This window comes from Virgibacillus siamensis (assembly GCF_900162695.1).
Taxonomy (GTDB): domain Bacteria; phylum Bacillota; class Bacilli; order Bacillales; family Amphibacillaceae; genus Lentibacillus; species Lentibacillus siamensis_A.
Genome location: NZ_FUIH01000004.1, coordinates 17259 through 31535, shown reverse-complemented (window position 1 = coordinate 31535; position 14277 = coordinate 17259). Strand labels below are relative to the sequence as shown.

The 14277-nt window shown below is 42.2% G+C and carries 29 protein-coding genes; all 29 read left to right on the top strand.

Translation table 11 applies throughout. The annotated features are described in order from the left end of the window. The first annotated feature begins 245 nt into the window (after positions 1 to 245). The 29 genes from rpsJ to B1K71_RS00205 all read left to right on the top strand — a co-directional run bounded on the left by rpsJ (position 246) and on the right by B1K71_RS00205 (position 14237). Positions 246 to 554, top strand: coding sequence for a 30S ribosomal protein S10 (gene rpsJ, locus B1K71_RS00345; RefSeq protein WP_077324046.1), 309 nt, complete (start codon positions 246 to 248; stop codon positions 552 to 554). 30 nt (positions 555 to 584) lie between these two features. Continuing rightward, a complete protein-coding gene (gene rplC, locus B1K71_RS00340; protein WP_077324045.1) occupies positions 585 to 1217 on the top strand; it encodes a 50S ribosomal protein L3 in 633 nt (210 codons plus the stop codon). 26 nt (positions 1218 to 1243) lie between these two features. After that, complete coding sequence (gene rplD / locus B1K71_RS00335) at positions 1244 to 1867, top strand: 50S ribosomal protein L4 (protein WP_077324044.1); 624 nt, start codon at positions 1244 to 1246, stop codon at positions 1865 to 1867. Next, positions 1867 to 2154: a 50S ribosomal protein L23 gene (gene rplW, locus B1K71_RS00330; protein ID WP_077324043.1), complete on the top strand. Its 288-nt coding sequence runs from the start codon at positions 1867 to 1869 to the stop codon at positions 2152 to 2154. Before rplD ends, rplW begins: the two co-directional genes overlap by 1 nt. Before the next feature lie 28 nt (positions 2155 to 2182). After that, positions 2183 to 3013, top strand: a complete 831-nt coding sequence (gene rplB / locus B1K71_RS00325; RefSeq protein ID WP_077324042.1) for a 50S ribosomal protein L2 — start codon at positions 2183 to 2185, stop codon at positions 3011 to 3013. A 54-nt stretch (positions 3014 to 3067) separates the two neighbouring features. Next, entirely contained in the window at positions 3068 to 3346 is a 279-nt protein-coding gene (gene rpsS / locus B1K71_RS00320; protein WP_077324041.1) for a 30S ribosomal protein S19, read from the top strand. An 18-nt stretch (positions 3347 to 3364) separates the two neighbouring features. Then, entirely contained in the window at positions 3365 to 3706 is a 342-nt protein-coding gene (rplV, locus tag B1K71_RS00315; RefSeq protein ID WP_077324040.1) for a 50S ribosomal protein L22, read from the top strand. A 3-nt stretch (positions 3707 to 3709) separates the two neighbouring features. Continuing rightward, complete coding sequence (rpsC, locus tag B1K71_RS00310) at positions 3710 to 4351, top strand: 30S ribosomal protein S3 (RefSeq protein ID WP_077324039.1); 642 nt, start codon at positions 3710 to 3712, stop codon at positions 4349 to 4351. Between the two features lie 18 nt (positions 4352 to 4369). Next, positions 4370 to 4804, top strand: a complete 435-nt coding sequence (gene rplP / locus B1K71_RS00305) for a 50S ribosomal protein L16 (protein WP_077324038.1) — start codon at positions 4370 to 4372, stop codon at positions 4802 to 4804. After that, positions 4794 to 4994 (top strand): 50S ribosomal protein L29, encoded by a 201-nt coding sequence (gene rpmC / locus B1K71_RS00300; protein WP_077324037.1) that lies wholly within the window; start codon positions 4794 to 4796, stop codon positions 4992 to 4994. The genes rplP and rpmC overlap by 11 nt, the downstream gene beginning before the upstream one ends. Positions 4995 to 5019: 25 nt before the next feature. Beyond that, the gene (rpsQ, locus tag B1K71_RS00295; RefSeq protein ID WP_077324036.1) at positions 5020 to 5283 is read left to right on the top strand and encodes a 30S ribosomal protein S17; all 264 of its coding nucleotides are present in this window, start codon (positions 5020 to 5022) and stop codon (positions 5281 to 5283) included. 43 nt (positions 5284 to 5326) lie between these two features. After that, positions 5327 to 5695: a 50S ribosomal protein L14 gene (rplN, locus tag B1K71_RS00290; RefSeq protein ID WP_077324035.1), complete on the top strand. Its 369-nt coding sequence runs from the start codon at positions 5327 to 5329 to the stop codon at positions 5693 to 5695. 39 nt (positions 5696 to 5734) lie between these two features. Beyond that, positions 5735 to 6046 (top strand): 50S ribosomal protein L24, encoded by a 312-nt coding sequence (gene rplX / locus B1K71_RS00285; RefSeq protein ID WP_077324034.1) that lies wholly within the window; start codon positions 5735 to 5737, stop codon positions 6044 to 6046. A 26-nt stretch (positions 6047 to 6072) separates the two neighbouring features. After that, on the top strand, positions 6073 to 6612 hold the full coding sequence (rplE, locus tag B1K71_RS00280) for a 50S ribosomal protein L5 (RefSeq protein WP_077324033.1): 540 nt from the start codon (positions 6073 to 6075) through the stop codon (positions 6610 to 6612). 43 nt (positions 6613 to 6655) lie between these two features. Beyond that, the gene (locus B1K71_RS00275) at positions 6656 to 6841 is read left to right on the top strand and encodes a type Z 30S ribosomal protein S14 (protein ID WP_077324032.1); all 186 of its coding nucleotides are present in this window, start codon (positions 6656 to 6658) and stop codon (positions 6839 to 6841) included. Positions 6842 to 6870: 29 nt separating this feature from the next. Then, positions 6871 to 7269: a 30S ribosomal protein S8 gene (gene rpsH, locus B1K71_RS00270; RefSeq protein ID WP_077324031.1), complete on the top strand. Its 399-nt coding sequence runs from the start codon at positions 6871 to 6873 to the stop codon at positions 7267 to 7269. Positions 7270 to 7300: 31 nt separating this feature from the next. After that, positions 7301 to 7837 (top strand): 50S ribosomal protein L6, encoded by a 537-nt coding sequence (gene rplF, locus B1K71_RS00265; protein WP_077324030.1) that lies wholly within the window; start codon positions 7301 to 7303, stop codon positions 7835 to 7837. A 30-nt stretch (positions 7838 to 7867) separates the two neighbouring features. Continuing rightward, complete coding sequence (rplR, locus tag B1K71_RS00260) at positions 7868 to 8230, top strand: 50S ribosomal protein L18 (protein ID WP_077324029.1); 363 nt, start codon at positions 7868 to 7870, stop codon at positions 8228 to 8230. Positions 8231 to 8254: 24 nt separating this feature from the next. Further along, positions 8255 to 8758 carry a 30S ribosomal protein S5 gene (gene rpsE, locus B1K71_RS00255; protein ID WP_077324028.1) on the top strand — a complete coding sequence of 168 codons (504 nt, stop codon included), beginning with the start codon at positions 8255 to 8257 and terminating at the stop codon, positions 8756 to 8758. Between the two features lie 13 nt (positions 8759 to 8771). Continuing rightward, positions 8772 to 8954, top strand: coding sequence for a 50S ribosomal protein L30 (rpmD, locus tag B1K71_RS00250; RefSeq protein WP_077324027.1), 183 nt, complete (start codon positions 8772 to 8774; stop codon positions 8952 to 8954). Between the two features lie 31 nt (positions 8955 to 8985). After that, a complete protein-coding gene (rplO, locus tag B1K71_RS00245; protein WP_077324026.1) occupies positions 8986 to 9426 on the top strand; it encodes a 50S ribosomal protein L15 in 441 nt (146 codons plus the stop codon). Beyond that, on the top strand, positions 9426 to 10721 hold the full coding sequence (secY, locus tag B1K71_RS00240; protein WP_077324025.1) for a preprotein translocase subunit SecY: 1296 nt from the start codon (positions 9426 to 9428) through the stop codon (positions 10719 to 10721). Before rplO ends, secY begins: the two co-directional genes overlap by 1 nt. A 36-nt stretch (positions 10722 to 10757) precedes the next feature. Further along, a complete protein-coding gene (locus tag B1K71_RS00235; RefSeq protein ID WP_077324024.1) occupies positions 10758 to 11402 on the top strand; it encodes an adenylate kinase in 645 nt (214 codons plus the stop codon). Between the two features lie 176 nt (positions 11403 to 11578). Continuing rightward, positions 11579 to 11905, top strand: a complete 327-nt coding sequence (locus B1K71_RS00230; protein ID WP_077324023.1) for a KOW domain-containing RNA-binding protein — start codon at positions 11579 to 11581, stop codon at positions 11903 to 11905. Next, positions 11892 to 12110, top strand: a complete 219-nt coding sequence (gene infA, locus B1K71_RS00225) for a translation initiation factor IF-1 (RefSeq protein WP_010095735.1) — start codon at positions 11892 to 11894, stop codon at positions 12108 to 12110. Before B1K71_RS00230 ends, infA begins: the two co-directional genes overlap by 14 nt. A gap of 35 nt (positions 12111 to 12145) precedes the next feature. Further along, complete coding sequence (gene rpmJ / locus B1K71_RS00220; protein WP_010095733.1) at positions 12146 to 12259, top strand: 50S ribosomal protein L36; 114 nt, start codon at positions 12146 to 12148, stop codon at positions 12257 to 12259. Between the two features lie 24 nt (positions 12260 to 12283). Continuing rightward, positions 12284 to 12649, top strand: coding sequence for a 30S ribosomal protein S13 (gene rpsM / locus B1K71_RS00215; RefSeq protein WP_077324022.1), 366 nt, complete (start codon positions 12284 to 12286; stop codon positions 12647 to 12649). Between the two features lie 20 nt (positions 12650 to 12669). After that, positions 12670 to 13059 (top strand): 30S ribosomal protein S11, encoded by a 390-nt coding sequence (rpsK, locus tag B1K71_RS00210; protein WP_077324021.1) that lies wholly within the window; start codon positions 12670 to 12672, stop codon positions 13057 to 13059. Positions 13060 to 13292: 233 nt separating this feature from the next. Further along, a complete protein-coding gene (locus tag B1K71_RS00205; protein ID WP_077324020.1) occupies positions 13293 to 14237 on the top strand; it encodes a DNA-directed RNA polymerase subunit alpha in 945 nt (314 codons plus the stop codon). The last annotated feature ends 40 nt before the right edge of the window (positions 14238 to 14277 follow it).

Below are 14277 nucleotides of genomic sequence, written 5' to 3'. Positions count from 1 at the left end.
AAAATTTGCCGCTATCCCTTGCATTCCGTGCAATAAGTTTGTATAATACATAGATGTGCAATCTAATAATATTTTAGTTGAAATGGTTGCATTGACCGCATTATATCTATATAATATGAATGTTGGTCAGAAAGGCGATGAAGTGAAAGGTTGTCGACACACCCGGCCCCTTTGCCATGGCGGGTGGTTGAGAAAATTTTCACGGAGAATGTCTATTATAAAATGGGCGAAAAGGAGGGAAAATAATGGCAAAAGAGAAGATTAGAATTCGATTAAAGGCGTATGATCACCGTATTTTAGATCAGTCCGCTGAAAAAATTGTAGAAACGGCTAAGCGCTCAGGTGCAAGTGTATCTGGACCAATCCCGTTGCCTACAGAGAAATCAGTGTATACCGTTCTGCGTGCTGTACACAAGTACAAAGACGCTCGTGAGCAGTTCGAAATGCGTACTCATAAACGGTTAATCGACATTGTCAATCCAACACCGCAAACAGTTGACTCTCTTATGAGACTTGACTTGCCATCCGGTGTGGATATTGAGATTAAATTATAAATCATTGAATTATTATAGGAGGTGTAACGGATGACGAAAGGAATCTTAGGTCGTAAAATCGGCATGACTCAGCTTTTCTCTGAAGAGGGAGAATTAGTACCTGTAACAGTTGTTCAGGCTGAGCCAAACGTAGTATTGCAGAAAAAGACATTGGAAAACGATGGCTACGAAGCGCTACAAATCGGTTTTGCAGATGAAAAGGAATCACGTACAAACAAAGCGGAAAAAGGTCATGCTGATAAAGCAAACACAGCCCCTAAGCGCTACGTTCGTGAAATCCGTCACGCAAATCTTGATGAATATGAAGTAGGTCAAGAGTTAAGCGTAGAAGTTTTTGAGGTTGGCGATATGGTGGATGCCACCGGTACTTCAAAGGGGAAAGGTTTCCAGGGTGCGATCAAGCGTCATAACCAACAACGCGGTCCGTCTTCCCATGGTTCACACTTTCATAGAAGTGCAGGTGCAATGGCTATGGCAGCAGACCCGGCGCGTGTTTTCAAAGGCAAGAAATTACCAGGTCAAATGGGCGGAAAGCAAATCACCATTCAAAACCTTGAAGTGGTAAAAGTAGATGCTGAGCGCAATCTTCTTTTGATCAAAGGTAATATTCCTGGTGCAAAAAAATCATTTGTGAAAATCACGAGTGCATTAAAGGCTAACTAATCATAGATACGAAGGGAGGATATGTCATGCCTAAAGTAGCACTATTTAAACAAGATGGATCTCAAGCAGGCGATGTGGAACTAAATGATTCTGTTTTTGGCATTGAGCCGCATACGCATGTTTTGAATGAAGCGGTACTGATGCAGCGCGCATCAACTCGTCAGGGTACACATGCCGTGAAAAACCGCTCAGAAGTAAGAGGCGGAGGACGTAAACCATGGCGTCAAAAAGGAACTGGCCGTGCGAGACAAGGTTCAACCCGTTCCCCACAATGGGTAGGCGGTGGAACTGTGTTCGGTCCAACTCCACGCAGCTACAGCTACAAATTGCCGAAGAAAGTACGTCGGCTTGCACTTAAATCTGCATTGTCTTCCAAAGTAAAAGAAGAAGATGCATTAGTGCTGGAGAGCATTGCGATTGATGCCCCAAAAACAAAAGAAGTTGTAAAAATGCTGGAAGCACTTAATGTAGATTCCAAAGCATTGGTTGTTACAGCTGATAAGGATGAAACAGTTATTCGTTCAGCAAACAATCTGCAGCATGTAAATGTTCTTACTGTAGATGAACTGAATGTACTGGACTTGCTAATGCATGACAAGCTGATCATCACGAAAGAGGCAGCTGAAAAAGCAGGGGAGGTGCTTGCATAATGAAAGAACCACGTGATATTATTAAGCGCCCTGTCATTACAGAGAATACTGCTGATTTAATGGCGGAAAAGAAATATACGTTTGAGGTAAACCCGAAAGCAAACAAAACAGAAATCAAAGATGCAGTTGAACTGGTTTTTGGTGTTAAAGTGGTACGTGTCAACACGATGAATATTAAAGGTAAATTTAAGCGGATGGGCCGCTATGGCGGTTACCGCTCAGATCGTAAAAAAGCTATCGTACAACTGACAGAAGACAGTAAAGAACTGGACTTCTTTGAAGCGTAAGTTATAAAAGAGTGAAGGAGGGAAAAAGATGGCGATTAAAAAATTCAAACCGACCTCTAATGGAAGACGCAATATGTCAATATCAGACTTCGCAGAGATTACAACAGATTCACCTGAAAAATCCCTGTTAAGTCCATTGTACAAACGCGGTGGTCGTAATAACCAAGGTAAATTAACTGTTCGTCATCAAGGCGGCGGTCACAAGCGTCAATATCGTATTATTGACTTTAAGCGCGATAAAGATGGTATACCAGGAAGCGTTGCTACTATCGAGTACGATCCGAACCGTTCAGCAAACATTGCATTAATTCACTATGCAGATGGTGAAAAGCGTTATATTCTTGCACCAAAAGGGATTAAGGTAGGCAATAAAATTGAAGCCGGAGAAAATGCCGACATCAAACTTGGAAATGCTCTTCCGCTTAAAAATATCCCTGTAGGTACGGTTATTCACAATATTGAATTGAAACCGGGCCGCGGTGGTCAGATCGCACGTTCTGCAGGTGCTGAAGCACAGGTTCTTGGCCGTGAAGGTAAATACACACTTGTTCGTTTGTCTTCAGGTGAAGTGCGGTTGATTCTGTCAACATGCCGTGCAACTGTTGGTCAGGTTGGAAATATCGAGCATGAACTTGTTCGTGTTGGTAAAGCAGGCCGTACACGCTGGTTAGGCAAGCGCCCGACTGTTCGCGGATCTGTTATGAACCCTAACGATCACCCGCATGGTGGTGGTGAAGGACGTGCGCCTATCGGACGTAAGTCGCCTATGTCACCTTGGGGTAAACCAACACTTGGTTACAAGACTCGTCAGCGCAACAAACCTACAGATAAATTTATCGTTCGTAAGCGCAAAAAATAAACGGACAGAACGGCGCAAATCGTTCGCCGTTCGATTACGAAAGGAGGTTTATCCATGGGTCGCAGCTTGAAAAAAGGACCTTTTGCAGATGACCATCTAATGAAAAAGATTGATAATCTGAATGAAACTGACAAAAAACAAGTTATTAAAACTTGGTCTCGTCGTTCAACAATTTTCCCTACATTTGTCGGTCATACAATTGCTGTATATGATGGACGCAAACATGTGCCTGTCTATGTAACAGAAGATATGGTCGGTCATAAATTGGGAGAATTTGCGCCAAGCCGTACGTTTAAAGGGCATTCTGGCGATGATAAGAAAACAAAACGCTAATGAGAGGAGGCACTCCACATGCAAGCAAAAGCCGTTGCTAAATCAGTTCGTATTGCTCCTCGTAAAGTTCGTTTAGTCGTAGATTTGATTCGAGGAAAAGAAGTTGGTGAAGCAGTCGCAATTCTGCGTCACACACAACGTGGTGCTTCTCCAGTTGTAGAAAAAGTTCTAAACTCTGCAATTGCTAATGCAGAACACAACTATGAGATGGAGCCAGATAATCTGGTAATTTCCGAAGCATTCGTTAATGAAGGTGCAACATTGAAACGTTTCCGTCCACGCGCACAAGGACGTGCAAGTAAAATCAATAAACGCACAAGCCACATTACCGTGGTTGTAACTGAAAAGAAGGAGGGATAGTCAGTGGGTCAAAAAGTAAATCCTAAAGGTCTTCGTGTCGGTATCATTAAAGACTGGGAATCAAAATGGTATGCAGGCAAAGACTATGCAGACTTACTACATGAAGATATTAAGATCAGAGAATATCTTGAAAATCGCTTGCGCATTGCTGCTGTTTCTTCTATCGAAATTGAACGTGCAGCAAACCGTGTAAATATTACTATTCACACTGGTAAACCAGGAATGGTTATCGGTAAAGGCGGTTCAGAAGTAGAAGCTCTACGTAAATCATTAAACAGCCTGACAGGCAAGCGGGTTCATATCAATATCGTTGAAATCAAGAAAGTTGATTTGAATGCTGCACTTGTTGCTGACAACATTGCTCGTCAACTGGAAAACCGTATCTCATTCCGTCGTGCTCAAAAGCAAACTATTCAACGTGCAATGCGTGCTGGAGCAAAAGGAATTAAAACACAAGTATCCGGACGTCTTGGCGGTGCCGATATCGCCCGTGCGGAACATTACAGTGAAGGAACAGTACCACTTCATACATTGCGTGCCGACATTGATTATGGCACTGCAGAAGCTGACACAACTTATGGTAAGCTTGGTGTCAAAGTATGGATCTATCGTGGGGAAGTCCTTCCAACTAAAACCAACAAATAAGGAAGGGGGAAATGCATTATGTTAATGCCTAAACGCGTAAAATTTCGCAGACAGCATCGTGGTAAAATGAAAGGACGTGCAAAAGGCGGCACTACAGTTGCCTTTGGTGAATACGGATTGCAAGCAGTTGAAGCATCATGGATCACCAGCCGTCAAATCGAGGCTGCCCGTATCGCAATGACCCGTTATATGAAACGTGGCGGTAAAGTTTGGATTAAAATCTTTCCTGACAAGCCATATACTGCAAAGCCCCTTGAAGTCCGCATGGGTTCCGGTAAAGGTGCTCCAGAAGGATGGGTAGCAGTAGTAAAACCAGGAAAAATCATGTTTGAAATCGCAGGTGTATCAGAAGATGTGGCACGTGAAGCGCTGCGCCTTGCTTCTCATAAACTGCCGATTAAAACTAAGTTTGTAAAACGTGAAGAAATTGGTGGTGAAATCAATGAAGGCTAATGAAATCAGAGAACTAACCACTGCCGAAATTGAACAAAAGGTTAAATCATTAAAAGAAGAGCTTTTTAATTTACGCTTTCAGCTTGCAACCGGCCAATTAGAAAATACTGCACGTATCCGTGAAGTGAAAAAATCGATTGCCCGAATGAAAACCGTTGTACGCCAACGTGAATTGAGCATCAATAACTGAAACCTAGAGAGGAGGTTAGCCTCAAATGAGTGAGCGTAATGATCGTAAAGTATACACAGGCCGTGTCGTATCAGACAAGATGGATAAGACTATCACTGTCTTGGTTGAGACATATAAGTTCCATAAACTGTATGGCAAGCGTGTGAAATACTCAAAGAAATTTAAGACACATGACGAAAACAACCAGGCAAAAACTGGTGATATCGTTTCAATCATGGAAACACGTCCGCTATCTGCCACAAAACGTTTCCGTTTGGTAGAAATCGTTGAAGAAGCGGTAATAATATAATTAAAGTTCGCTCGGAAGGTATCCGAAGGGAGGTCATAGCGATATGATTCAGCAAGAAACTCGTTTAAAAGTTGCAGACAACTCTGGTGCAAGAGAAGTATTGGCCGTTAAAGTATTGGGCGGATCCGGACGAAAAACTGCTAATATCGGTGATGTAATTGTTTGTACGGTAAAACACGCAACACCAGGAGGCGTTGTTAAAAAAGGCGATGTCGTAAAAGCAGTCATTGTTCGTACCAAATCAGGAATGCGCCGTAAAGATGGATCATACATTCGTTTTGATGAAAATGCTGCCGTAATTATCCGTGACGACAAGAGTCCAAGAGGAACACGTATCTTTGGACCGGTTGCACGTGAATTGCGTGATGCAAAATTCATGAAAATCGTATCTCTAGCTCCAGAAGTTTTATAAAGCGAAAAAGTCAAGCCTTGTCAAGGAGGTGCGTAAAGCATGCATGTAAAAAAAGGTGATAAAGTTAAAGTTATTTCCGGTAAAGATCGTGGTAAACAAGGCACTATTTTAGAAGCTTATCCAAAGAAGGACCGTGTTTTGGTTGAAGGTATTAACATGGTTAAAAAACACGCGAAACCATCTCAGGATAATCCGCAAGGTGGTATCCTCAATCAGGAGGCACCGATTCATGTTTCTAACGTAATGCTGGTAGATCCGAAATCCGGTGAACCAACTCGCATTGGTTATCAAGTAAAGGACGGAAAAAAGGTCCGCATCGCTAAAAAGTCCGGTGAAGCAGTAGATAAATAGTTCGCAGGCGAAAGGAGGGCGACATGATGAATGAACTGAAGCAAAAATATCGTGATGATATAGTACCATCAATGATGAGTAAATTTAATTACGAATCAGTAATGCAAGTACCTGGTATTGAAAAAATAGTTATTAATATGGGTGTTGGTGATGCTGTTCAGAATTCAAAAGCATTGGATAATGCTGTTGAAGAGCTATCATTAATCTCCGGGCAAAAGCCTATGGTTACCCGTGCCAAGAAATCAATTGCAGGTTTCCGTTTACGTGAAGGAATGCCAATCGGAGCAAAAGTAACACTGCGCGGTGAGCGTATGTTCGAATTTCTCCAAAAGCTGATTGCTGTTTCACTTCCGCGTGTACGTGATTTCCGCGGTATTTCCAAAAAAGCTTTTGACGGCCGAGGCAATTATACGCTGGGTGTCAAAGAACAACTGATTTTCCCGGAAATTAACTATGATAAAGTAAGCAAAGTGCGTGGTATGGATATTGTCATCGTTACAACTTCCAATACTGATGAAGAAGCACGTGAACTGTTGGCTCAACTGGGCATGCCTTTCCAGAAATAACTCGAGAGGATTCGTTTAGAGCTAATCACAAGGAGGGAAAATTGTGGCTAAAAAATCAATGATTGCGAAACAAAAACGTCCACAGAAATTTAAAGTGCGTGAATACACTCGCTGTGAACGATGTGGCCGACCACATTCAGTAATCCGTAAATTTAAACTTTGCCGTATTTGTTTCCGCGAACTTGCCTATAAAGGTCAAATTCCTGGTGTCAAAAAAGCAAGCTGGTAAACCCCGATCAGGGAAGGAGGTAATATGTAATGGTTATGACAGATCCAATCGCAGATATGCTGACTCGTATTCGAAATGCCAACATGGCAGGTCATGAAAAGCTGGAAATCCCGGCTTCCAAGATTAAAAAGGAAATCGCCGATATCCTCAAACGTGAAGGTTTTGTGCGCGATTATGAATTCATTGAAGATAACAAGCAAGGTGTACTGCGTGTTTTCCTTAAGTACGGCGTTAAAAAAGCACGTGTAATTACAGGAATTAAACGTATCAGTAAACCGGGCTTGCGCGTTTATGCAAAAGCTGACGAGGTGCCTCGTGTACTGAACGGTTTGGGAATTGCTATTGTCTCAACATCAAATGGTGTGCTTTCCGATAAAGAAGCACGTACACAAGCTGTTGGCGGCGAAGTATTGGCATACGTCTGGTAAATAAACATCTAATGACAAGGAGGTGCAGGGAATGTCTCGTATAGGACTTAAACCAATTGAAATTCCAGAGGGCGTTGAAATTAAAATGGACGGGAACACAATTACAGTTAAAGGCCCTAAAGGTGAACTGAGCAGAGACTTTCATGAAGACATGAAAGTGGTAATTGACGGCAATGTTCTAACTGTAGAACGTCCAAGCGATCATAAAGAGCATCGTGCATTGCATGGAACAACCCGCAGTCTGATCGGCAACATGGTTGAAGGGGTTCACAAAGGATTCGAAAAAGGCCTTGAAATCAATGGTGTAGGTTACCGTGCGCAAAAGCAGGGCAACAAAATTGTTATTAACGCTGGTTACTCACATCCGGTGGAAATTGAACCAATTGAAGGCATTGAAATAGATGTTCCTAAAAATACACAAGTAATTGTTAAAGGTATTAACAAGGAACTGGTTGGTGCAGTTGCAGCAAACATTCGAGCAATCAGGCCGCCTGAGCCTTATAAAGGTAAAGGTATCCGTTACGAAGGTGAATATGTACGACGCAAAGAAGGTAAAACTGCTAAGTAATTAGAATAGCAGCAGAAAGGAGTGACCCAGATGATCACAAAACCTGACAAAAACGCTGTACGCAAAAGAAGACATACTCGCGTTCGCAAGCAAGTTTCCGGAACTCAGGAACGCCCGCGTCTGAATGTGTACCGTTCAAATAAACACATGTACGCACAATTGATTGATGATGTTGAAGGTGTAACACTGGCAAGTGCTTCAACAAAAGACAATGATATCAATGTAACATCAGGAAGCAATGTTGAAGCAGCTGCAGAGGTAGGTAAGTTGGTTGCAAAACGTGCCCAGGATAAAGGTTATAACTTGATTGTGTTCGATCGCGGAGGCTACCTTTATCATGGACGTGTAAAGGCATTGGCAGATGCAGCCCGTGAAGCTGGTCTTGAATTTTAACCGATAGATAAAGGAGGGACATAGATGCATACAAGCATTGATCCGAACAAATTAGATCTTGAAGAACGCGTTGTTACGATCAACCGTGTTGCAAAAGTAGTTAAAGGTGGACGTAATTTCCGCTTTGCTGCACTGGTTGTAGTTGGAGATAAGAATGGTCATGTAGGCTTTGGTACCGGGAAATCAAAAGAGGTACCTGAAGCGATTAAAAAAGCTGTTGATGATGCGAAGAAGAACCTGATCACAGTACCGATTGTTGGAACGACTATTCCACATGAAATTCATGGCAGATATGGATCTGGAAATGTGTTGATGAAACCAGCTACAGAAGGTACGGGAGTTATTTCCGGCGGACCTGTTCGTGCTATACTGGAACTTGCAGGAGTCGGTGATATTTTGACAAAATCACTTGGTTCAAACACACCAATCAACATGATTCGTGCAACACTAAACGGACTGACAAACTTAAAGCGCGCGGAAGAAGTAGCGAAACTGCGCGGAAAGTCTGTAGAAGAACTGTTAGGATAAGGAGGGAAATACTATGTCTAAAAAATTAGAAATCACCCTCACGCGCAGTGTTATTGGCAGAACAGAAGCACAACGTAAAACTGTTCAGACACTAGGACTTAAAAAAATCCATCAATCCGTAGTTCGTGAAGATACTCCAGCCGTTCGCGGTTTGGTTAATAAAGTATCCCATCTACTAACGGTTAAGGAAGTTTAATTACACATTAGCGTAAAGAGGAGGTGCTCGCATGAAACTTCATGAATTGAAGGCATCAGAAGGAACCCGCAAAAAACGTAATCGCGTAGGTCGCGGTATGTCATCCGGCAATGGTAAAACATCAGGTCGAGGACATAAAGGACAAAAAGCTCGTTCAGGCGGTAATACACGTGTTGGATTCGAAGGTGGTCAAATGCCATTATTCCAGCGTTTGCCTAAGCGCGGCTTCACTAATATTCACCGTAAAGAATTTGCAATTGTTAACCTTGATGCTTTAAATCGTTTTGATGAAGGCACAGAAGTTACACCTGAGCTATTACTTGAAGAAGGTGTCGTAAGCAAACTTAAAGCAGGCGTTAAAGTGCTCGGTAAGGGTGCTGTCGAAAAGAATCTTACAGTAAAAGCTCATAAGTTCTCTGCTTCAGCGCGTGAAGCTATTGAAGCAGCGGGCGGTAAAGCAGAGGTGATTTAATGATCAGTACGATTTCCAATTTAATGCGCGTAGGTGACATCAGACGGAAGATTATCTTTACGTTATTAATGTTAGTCGTTTTCCGTCTGGGTACATTTATTCCAGTTCCATTTACGAATAATGAAGCTATTGAATCTTTAATGAGCCAGCAAAATGTATTTGGTTTTCTGAATACGTTTGGCGGGGGAGCGTTACAGAATTTCTCCATTTTCGCGATGGGCATCATGCCATACATTACGGCATCGATTATTATGCAATTGTTGCAAATGGATGTTGTACCAAAGTTCACTGAATGGAAAAAGCAAGGTGAAATGGGACGTAAGAAGATAGCACAGATTACGCGTTACGGCACAGTAATTCTTGCGTTTATCCAGGCAATCGCAATGTCAATTGGATTTAATGCAATGGCTGGCGGGATGCTGATTTCAGACCCCGGAATTTTAAAGTTCATTGTCATTGCTCTCGTACTGACCAGTGGAACAACATTTTTGATGTGGCTGGGTGAACAAATCACAGCAAACGGTGTTGGCAACGGAATATCCATATTGATTTTTGCTGGTATTGTAGCAGCAGTTCCAAATGGGGTAAAACAGTTATACAGTCAGTACTTCATGAATCCCGGCGATGAATTGTTCATCAATATTGTAATTGTTGCAATGATTGCGCTGGTTGTAATAGCAGTAACCGTTGGGGTTATTTTTATCCAGCAGGCACTGCGGAAAATACCAATTCAATATGCAAAAAAGCTCGTAAATCGTTCACCGGTTGGCGGACACTCCACACACTTGCCGTTAAAGGTAAATGCTGCCGGAGTTATCCCGGTAATTTTTGCGATTGCATTCATTATCGCGCCACGGACGGTTGCTGGACTTTTCGAAGGTAATGAGATTGCAGGAACAATCGAAAATATCTTTGATTATACACAGCCGATTGGAATGGTTATTTATGTAGCGTTGATTATAGCTTTCACGTATTTTTACACATTTGTGCAAGTTAACCCGGAACAGATGGCAGAAAACTTGCAGAAACAAGGTGGATATATCCCGGGCATCCGGCCTGGAAAAAACACAGAAACGTATCTGACACGTGTGATGTACAGATTGACGTTTGTAGGATCAATTTTCCTTGCAGCTGTTTCTGTGCTTCCTATCCTTCTAGGTGGTCTTGCAAATCTGCCTCAAGCAGTACAAATCGGCGGTACCAGCTTACTGATTGTTGTCGGTGTTGCACTGCAGACTATGAAACAATTGGAAAGCCAATTAGTGAAGCGTCACTACAAAGGGTTTATAAAGTAATCTGGATAACGGCCAATGAGAGCGAGGGGAAATTTGTTGAATTTGATATTAATGGGTCTGCCTGGTGCCGGTAAAGGTACACAAGCGGAAAAGATAAATGAAAAATATAACATCCCTCATATTTCAACAGGAGATATGTTTCGACTGGCTATAAAAGAAGGAACAGAACTTGGCAAGCAGGCAAAATCCTACATGGACCAAGGTGACCTTGTTCCGGATGAGGTAACAATAGGAATTGTTAAAGAACGTTTGGGTAAAGATGATTGTAAGGATGGATTTCTGCTTGATGGATTTCCAAGAACGATTGCACAGGCAGATGCGCTGCAATCCATTTTAACCGAAATGAATGAATCGATTGACTATGTCCTGCATGTGGATGTACCGCAAGAAAAATTAATGGAGCGTCTTACAGGTCGTAGAATTTGTCCGACATGCGGAGCAACATATCACATCGTCTATAATCCTCCAAAAGAGGAAGGAAAATGTGATAAAGATGGTTCCGAATTAATCCAGCGTGAAGACGATCAGGAGGAAACGGTGAAAAACCGTCTTGATGTCAATATCAAGCAACTCCAGCCTTTGTTGGATTATTATAAGGAAAAGGGATACCTTGTAACGCTTAATGGGGATCGGGATATTGACCAGGTGTTTCAGGATATCCAGGCGAAAATAGAAAAATAAGCTTTTTACTGTATAACCAGCATGGAATGGATGCATTACCATCTGTTTAAAGATATAATGAATGTCGTAGTTGTTGCTGATTCATGTATAACTTGATATAAAAGTGACACAGGATAATTATTTTGATTTACCTTATGATAGGTATAAAATAAAAGCCTAAGTGAAGGTGATCGTTGTTGAGCGAAACTGATTCGATACCGCAAGCCGGTCAAGTTGTTCGCATTATGCAAGGACGCGAGGCGGGACAGTATGCGGTAGTATTGAAATTGATTGATGATCGTTATGTCCTGCTGGCAGACGGAGAGAAACGTAAATATGATCGACCGAAGAAAAAGAATCTGCATCATATTGAAACCATGGACTACATTTCTCCGGAAGTCCAAAACAGCCTTCTGGATACTGGTCGTGTCACAAATGGCAAGTTGCGATTTGCCATAGCAAAATTTGTCAATGAAGTTGTGACTGATTTGAAGAAGGGAGATCAACACGATGGCGAAAGATGATGTAATCGAAGTGGAAGGAACCGTTACAGAGACATTGCCGAATGCGATGTTTAATGTAGAGCTTGAAAACGGCCATACGGTTTTGGCGCATGTATCAGGCAAAATCCGTATGCATTTCATCCGTATTTTACCGGGCGACAAAGTAACGGTAGAACTTTCCCCGTATGATTTAACCAGAGGACGAATTACGTACCGTTATAAATAGAAGCGTGAGCTCCGATATAAAAGGAGGTAAAGGTGATGAAAGTAAGAGCATCTGTAAAACCAATTTGTGAAAAATGCAAGGTAATAAAACGCAAAGGCAAAGTAATGGTGATTTGCGAAAACCCGAAACACAAACAAAAACAAGGCTAAAAAACAAGGAGGTGCGAAACCTATATGGCACGTATTGCAGGTATTGATGTTCCACGCGATAAGCGAGTAGTTATTTCACTAACTTATATTTATGGCGTTGGAAAAACAACAGCACAGCAAATCCTGAAACAAGCAGGAGTATCAGAAGACACTCGTGTACGCGATCTGACGGAGGATGAATTAGCTAAAATCCGTAAAGAAATCGGTGATTTTACTGTTGAAGGTGACCTTCGACGTGAGACTTCATTGAATATTAAACGTTTAATCGAAATCGGATCGTACAGAGGAATCAGACATCGCCGCGGACTGCCGGTGCGTGGTCAAAAAACGAAAAACAATTCACGTACCCGTAAAGGTCCTCGCCGTACACAAGCAAACAAAAAAAAGTAACGTGAAGGAGGGTAAAATCAATGGCACGTAAAACAAACACACGTAAGCGTCGTGTAAAAAAGAATATAGATACGGGAGTTGCACATATTCGTTCTACGTTTAACAATACAATTGTTACGATTACAGATGTGCAAGGTAATGCGATTGGCTGGAGTTCAGCAGGCGCATTGGGCTTTAAAGGATCCCGTAAATCAACACCATTTGCCGCACAGATGGCAGCTGAGACTGCAGCCAAGTCTGCTGTGGAAAATGGCATGAAGACTTTGGAAGTAACTGTAAAAGGCCCTGGTGCCGGCCGTGAAGCAGCGATTCGTTCACTGCAGGCAGCTGGATTGGAAGTTACAGCAATTCGTGACGTAACACCAGTTCCGCACAACGGTTGCCGCCCACCAAAACGTCGTCGCGTATAATTGTACCGTATAGAATTTGTCACCCTGTCAATAATGGGTTATGATGACTAAAAGTATAAGGCGGAAAGGGTTTATCCCTTTTGCAAGACTTTTATGATACAACATGACAGCGACAAGCGAATACGTTAATCTTTACAATAGCGCAGAAATGCCTACTGCCTATTTGGGGAATCTCGGTTAGACACCTTATCGTCTAACCGGTATTTCGACGTTTTAAAGGAGGGTTTTATGGAATGATCGAAATTGAAAAGCCAAGAATAGAAACGGTTGAGATCAGCGATGATGCTAAATTTGGAAAGTTCGTCGTCGAACCGCTCGAACGTGGGTATGGGACTACTCTAGGAAACTCCTTGCGTCGTATCCTACTATCCTCACTCCCGGGTGCTGCTGTTACATCAGTTCAAATGGATGGGGCACAGCATGAATTTTCAACAATTGAGGGAGTTGTTGAAGACGTAACAACCATCATTTTGAACCTGAAAAAACTCGCTCTGAAAATCTACTCTGATGATGAGAAGACATTGGAGATTGATGTGCAGGGGGAAGGGAAAGTTACGGCTGCAGACCTGACATATGATAGTGATGTAGAGGTATTGAATCCTGACCTGCATATCGCAACAATTAACGGTGAAGGTAGTCTGCACATGAAGATTACTGCAGAGTCCGGCCGTGGGTACCGCCCGTCTGATGCAAATAATCATGATGAGAGACCCATCGGTGTTATCCCAATTGATTCCATCTTTACACCAGTGTCACGTGTAACATATCAAGTGGAAAATACGCGGGTAGGGCAAATCACAAACTACGATAAATTAACATTGGATGTATGGACAGATGGAAGCATTCGTCCTGAAGAAGCAGTTTCTTTAGGTGCAAAAGTTTTCACAGAACATCTTAATATTTTTGTGGGATTAACAGATGAAGCACAAAATGCAGAAATCATGGTTGAAAAAGAAGAAGACCAAAAAGAAAAAGTAATGGAAATGACAATTGAAGAACTTGATTTATCTGTCAGATCCTATAACTGCTTGAAACGCGCTGGAATTAATACAGTACAAGAGCTTTCAAATAAATCTGAAGAAGACATGATGAAAGTTCGTAACCTGGGCCGCAAATCATTGGAGGAAGTAAAGGTTAAACTGGAAGATTTGGGCTTGGGATTGCGTGATGACGACTAATCGACACCTATAGACTTTCAAGAAAAGGGAGGGATAGTCC

Coding starts and splice junctions, on each gene's coding strand:
- rpsS (WP_077324041.1), top strand. CDS start 3,068: ATGGGTCGCAGCTTGAAAAAAGGACCTTTTGCAGATGACCATCTAATG.
- rplO (WP_077324026.1), top strand. CDS start 8,986: ATGAAACTTCATGAATTGAAGGCATCAGAAGGAACCCGCAAAAAACGT.
- B1K71_RS00205 (WP_077324020.1), top strand. CDS start 13,293: ATGATCGAAATTGAAAAGCCAAGAATAGAAACGGTTGAGATCAGCGAT.
- rplC (WP_077324045.1), top strand. CDS start 585: ATGACGAAAGGAATCTTAGGTCGTAAAATCGGCATGACTCAGCTTTTC.
- rplR (WP_077324029.1), top strand. CDS start 7,868: ATGATCACAAAACCTGACAAAAACGCTGTACGCAAAAGAAGACATACT.
- rpsK (WP_077324021.1), top strand. CDS start 12,670: ATGGCACGTAAAACAAACACACGTAAGCGTCGTGTAAAAAAGAATATA.
- secY (WP_077324025.1), top strand. CDS start 9,426: ATGATCAGTACGATTTCCAATTTAATGCGCGTAGGTGACATCAGACGG.
- rpsJ (WP_077324046.1), top strand. CDS start 246: ATGGCAAAAGAGAAGATTAGAATTCGATTAAAGGCGTATGATCACCGT.
- rplP (WP_077324038.1), top strand. CDS start 4,370: ATGTTAATGCCTAAACGCGTAAAATTTCGCAGACAGCATCGTGGTAAA.
- rpmD (WP_077324027.1), top strand. CDS start 8,772: ATGTCTAAAAAATTAGAAATCACCCTCACGCGCAGTGTTATTGGCAGA.
- rpsM (WP_077324022.1), top strand. CDS start 12,284: ATGGCACGTATTGCAGGTATTGATGTTCCACGCGATAAGCGAGTAGTT.
- rplX (WP_077324034.1), top strand. CDS start 5,735: ATGCATGTAAAAAAAGGTGATAAAGTTAAAGTTATTTCCGGTAAAGAT.
- rplN (WP_077324035.1), top strand. CDS start 5,327: ATGATTCAGCAAGAAACTCGTTTAAAAGTTGCAGACAACTCTGGTGCA.
- rpsE (WP_077324028.1), top strand. CDS start 8,255: ATGCATACAAGCATTGATCCGAACAAATTAGATCTTGAAGAACGCGTT.
- rplV (WP_077324040.1), top strand. CDS start 3,365: ATGCAAGCAAAAGCCGTTGCTAAATCAGTTCGTATTGCTCCTCGTAAA.
- rplW (WP_077324043.1), top strand. CDS start 1,867: ATGAAAGAACCACGTGATATTATTAAGCGCCCTGTCATTACAGAGAAT.
- rplB (WP_077324042.1), top strand. CDS start 2,183: ATGGCGATTAAAAAATTCAAACCGACCTCTAATGGAAGACGCAATATG.
- rpmC (WP_077324037.1), top strand. CDS start 4,794: ATGAAGGCTAATGAAATCAGAGAACTAACCACTGCCGAAATTGAACAA.
- rplE (WP_077324033.1), top strand. CDS start 6,073: ATGAATGAACTGAAGCAAAAATATCGTGATGATATAGTACCATCAATG.
- rpsH (WP_077324031.1), top strand. CDS start 6,871: ATGGTTATGACAGATCCAATCGCAGATATGCTGACTCGTATTCGAAAT.
- rplD (WP_077324044.1), top strand. CDS start 1,244: ATGCCTAAAGTAGCACTATTTAAACAAGATGGATCTCAAGCAGGCGAT.
- rpsQ (WP_077324036.1), top strand. CDS start 5,020: ATGAGTGAGCGTAATGATCGTAAAGTATACACAGGCCGTGTCGTATCA.
- rpmJ (WP_010095733.1), top strand. CDS start 12,146: ATGAAAGTAAGAGCATCTGTAAAACCAATTTGTGAAAAATGCAAGGTA.
- infA (WP_010095735.1), top strand. CDS start 11,892: ATGGCGAAAGATGATGTAATCGAAGTGGAAGGAACCGTTACAGAGACA.
- rplF (WP_077324030.1), top strand. CDS start 7,301: ATGTCTCGTATAGGACTTAAACCAATTGAAATTCCAGAGGGCGTTGAA.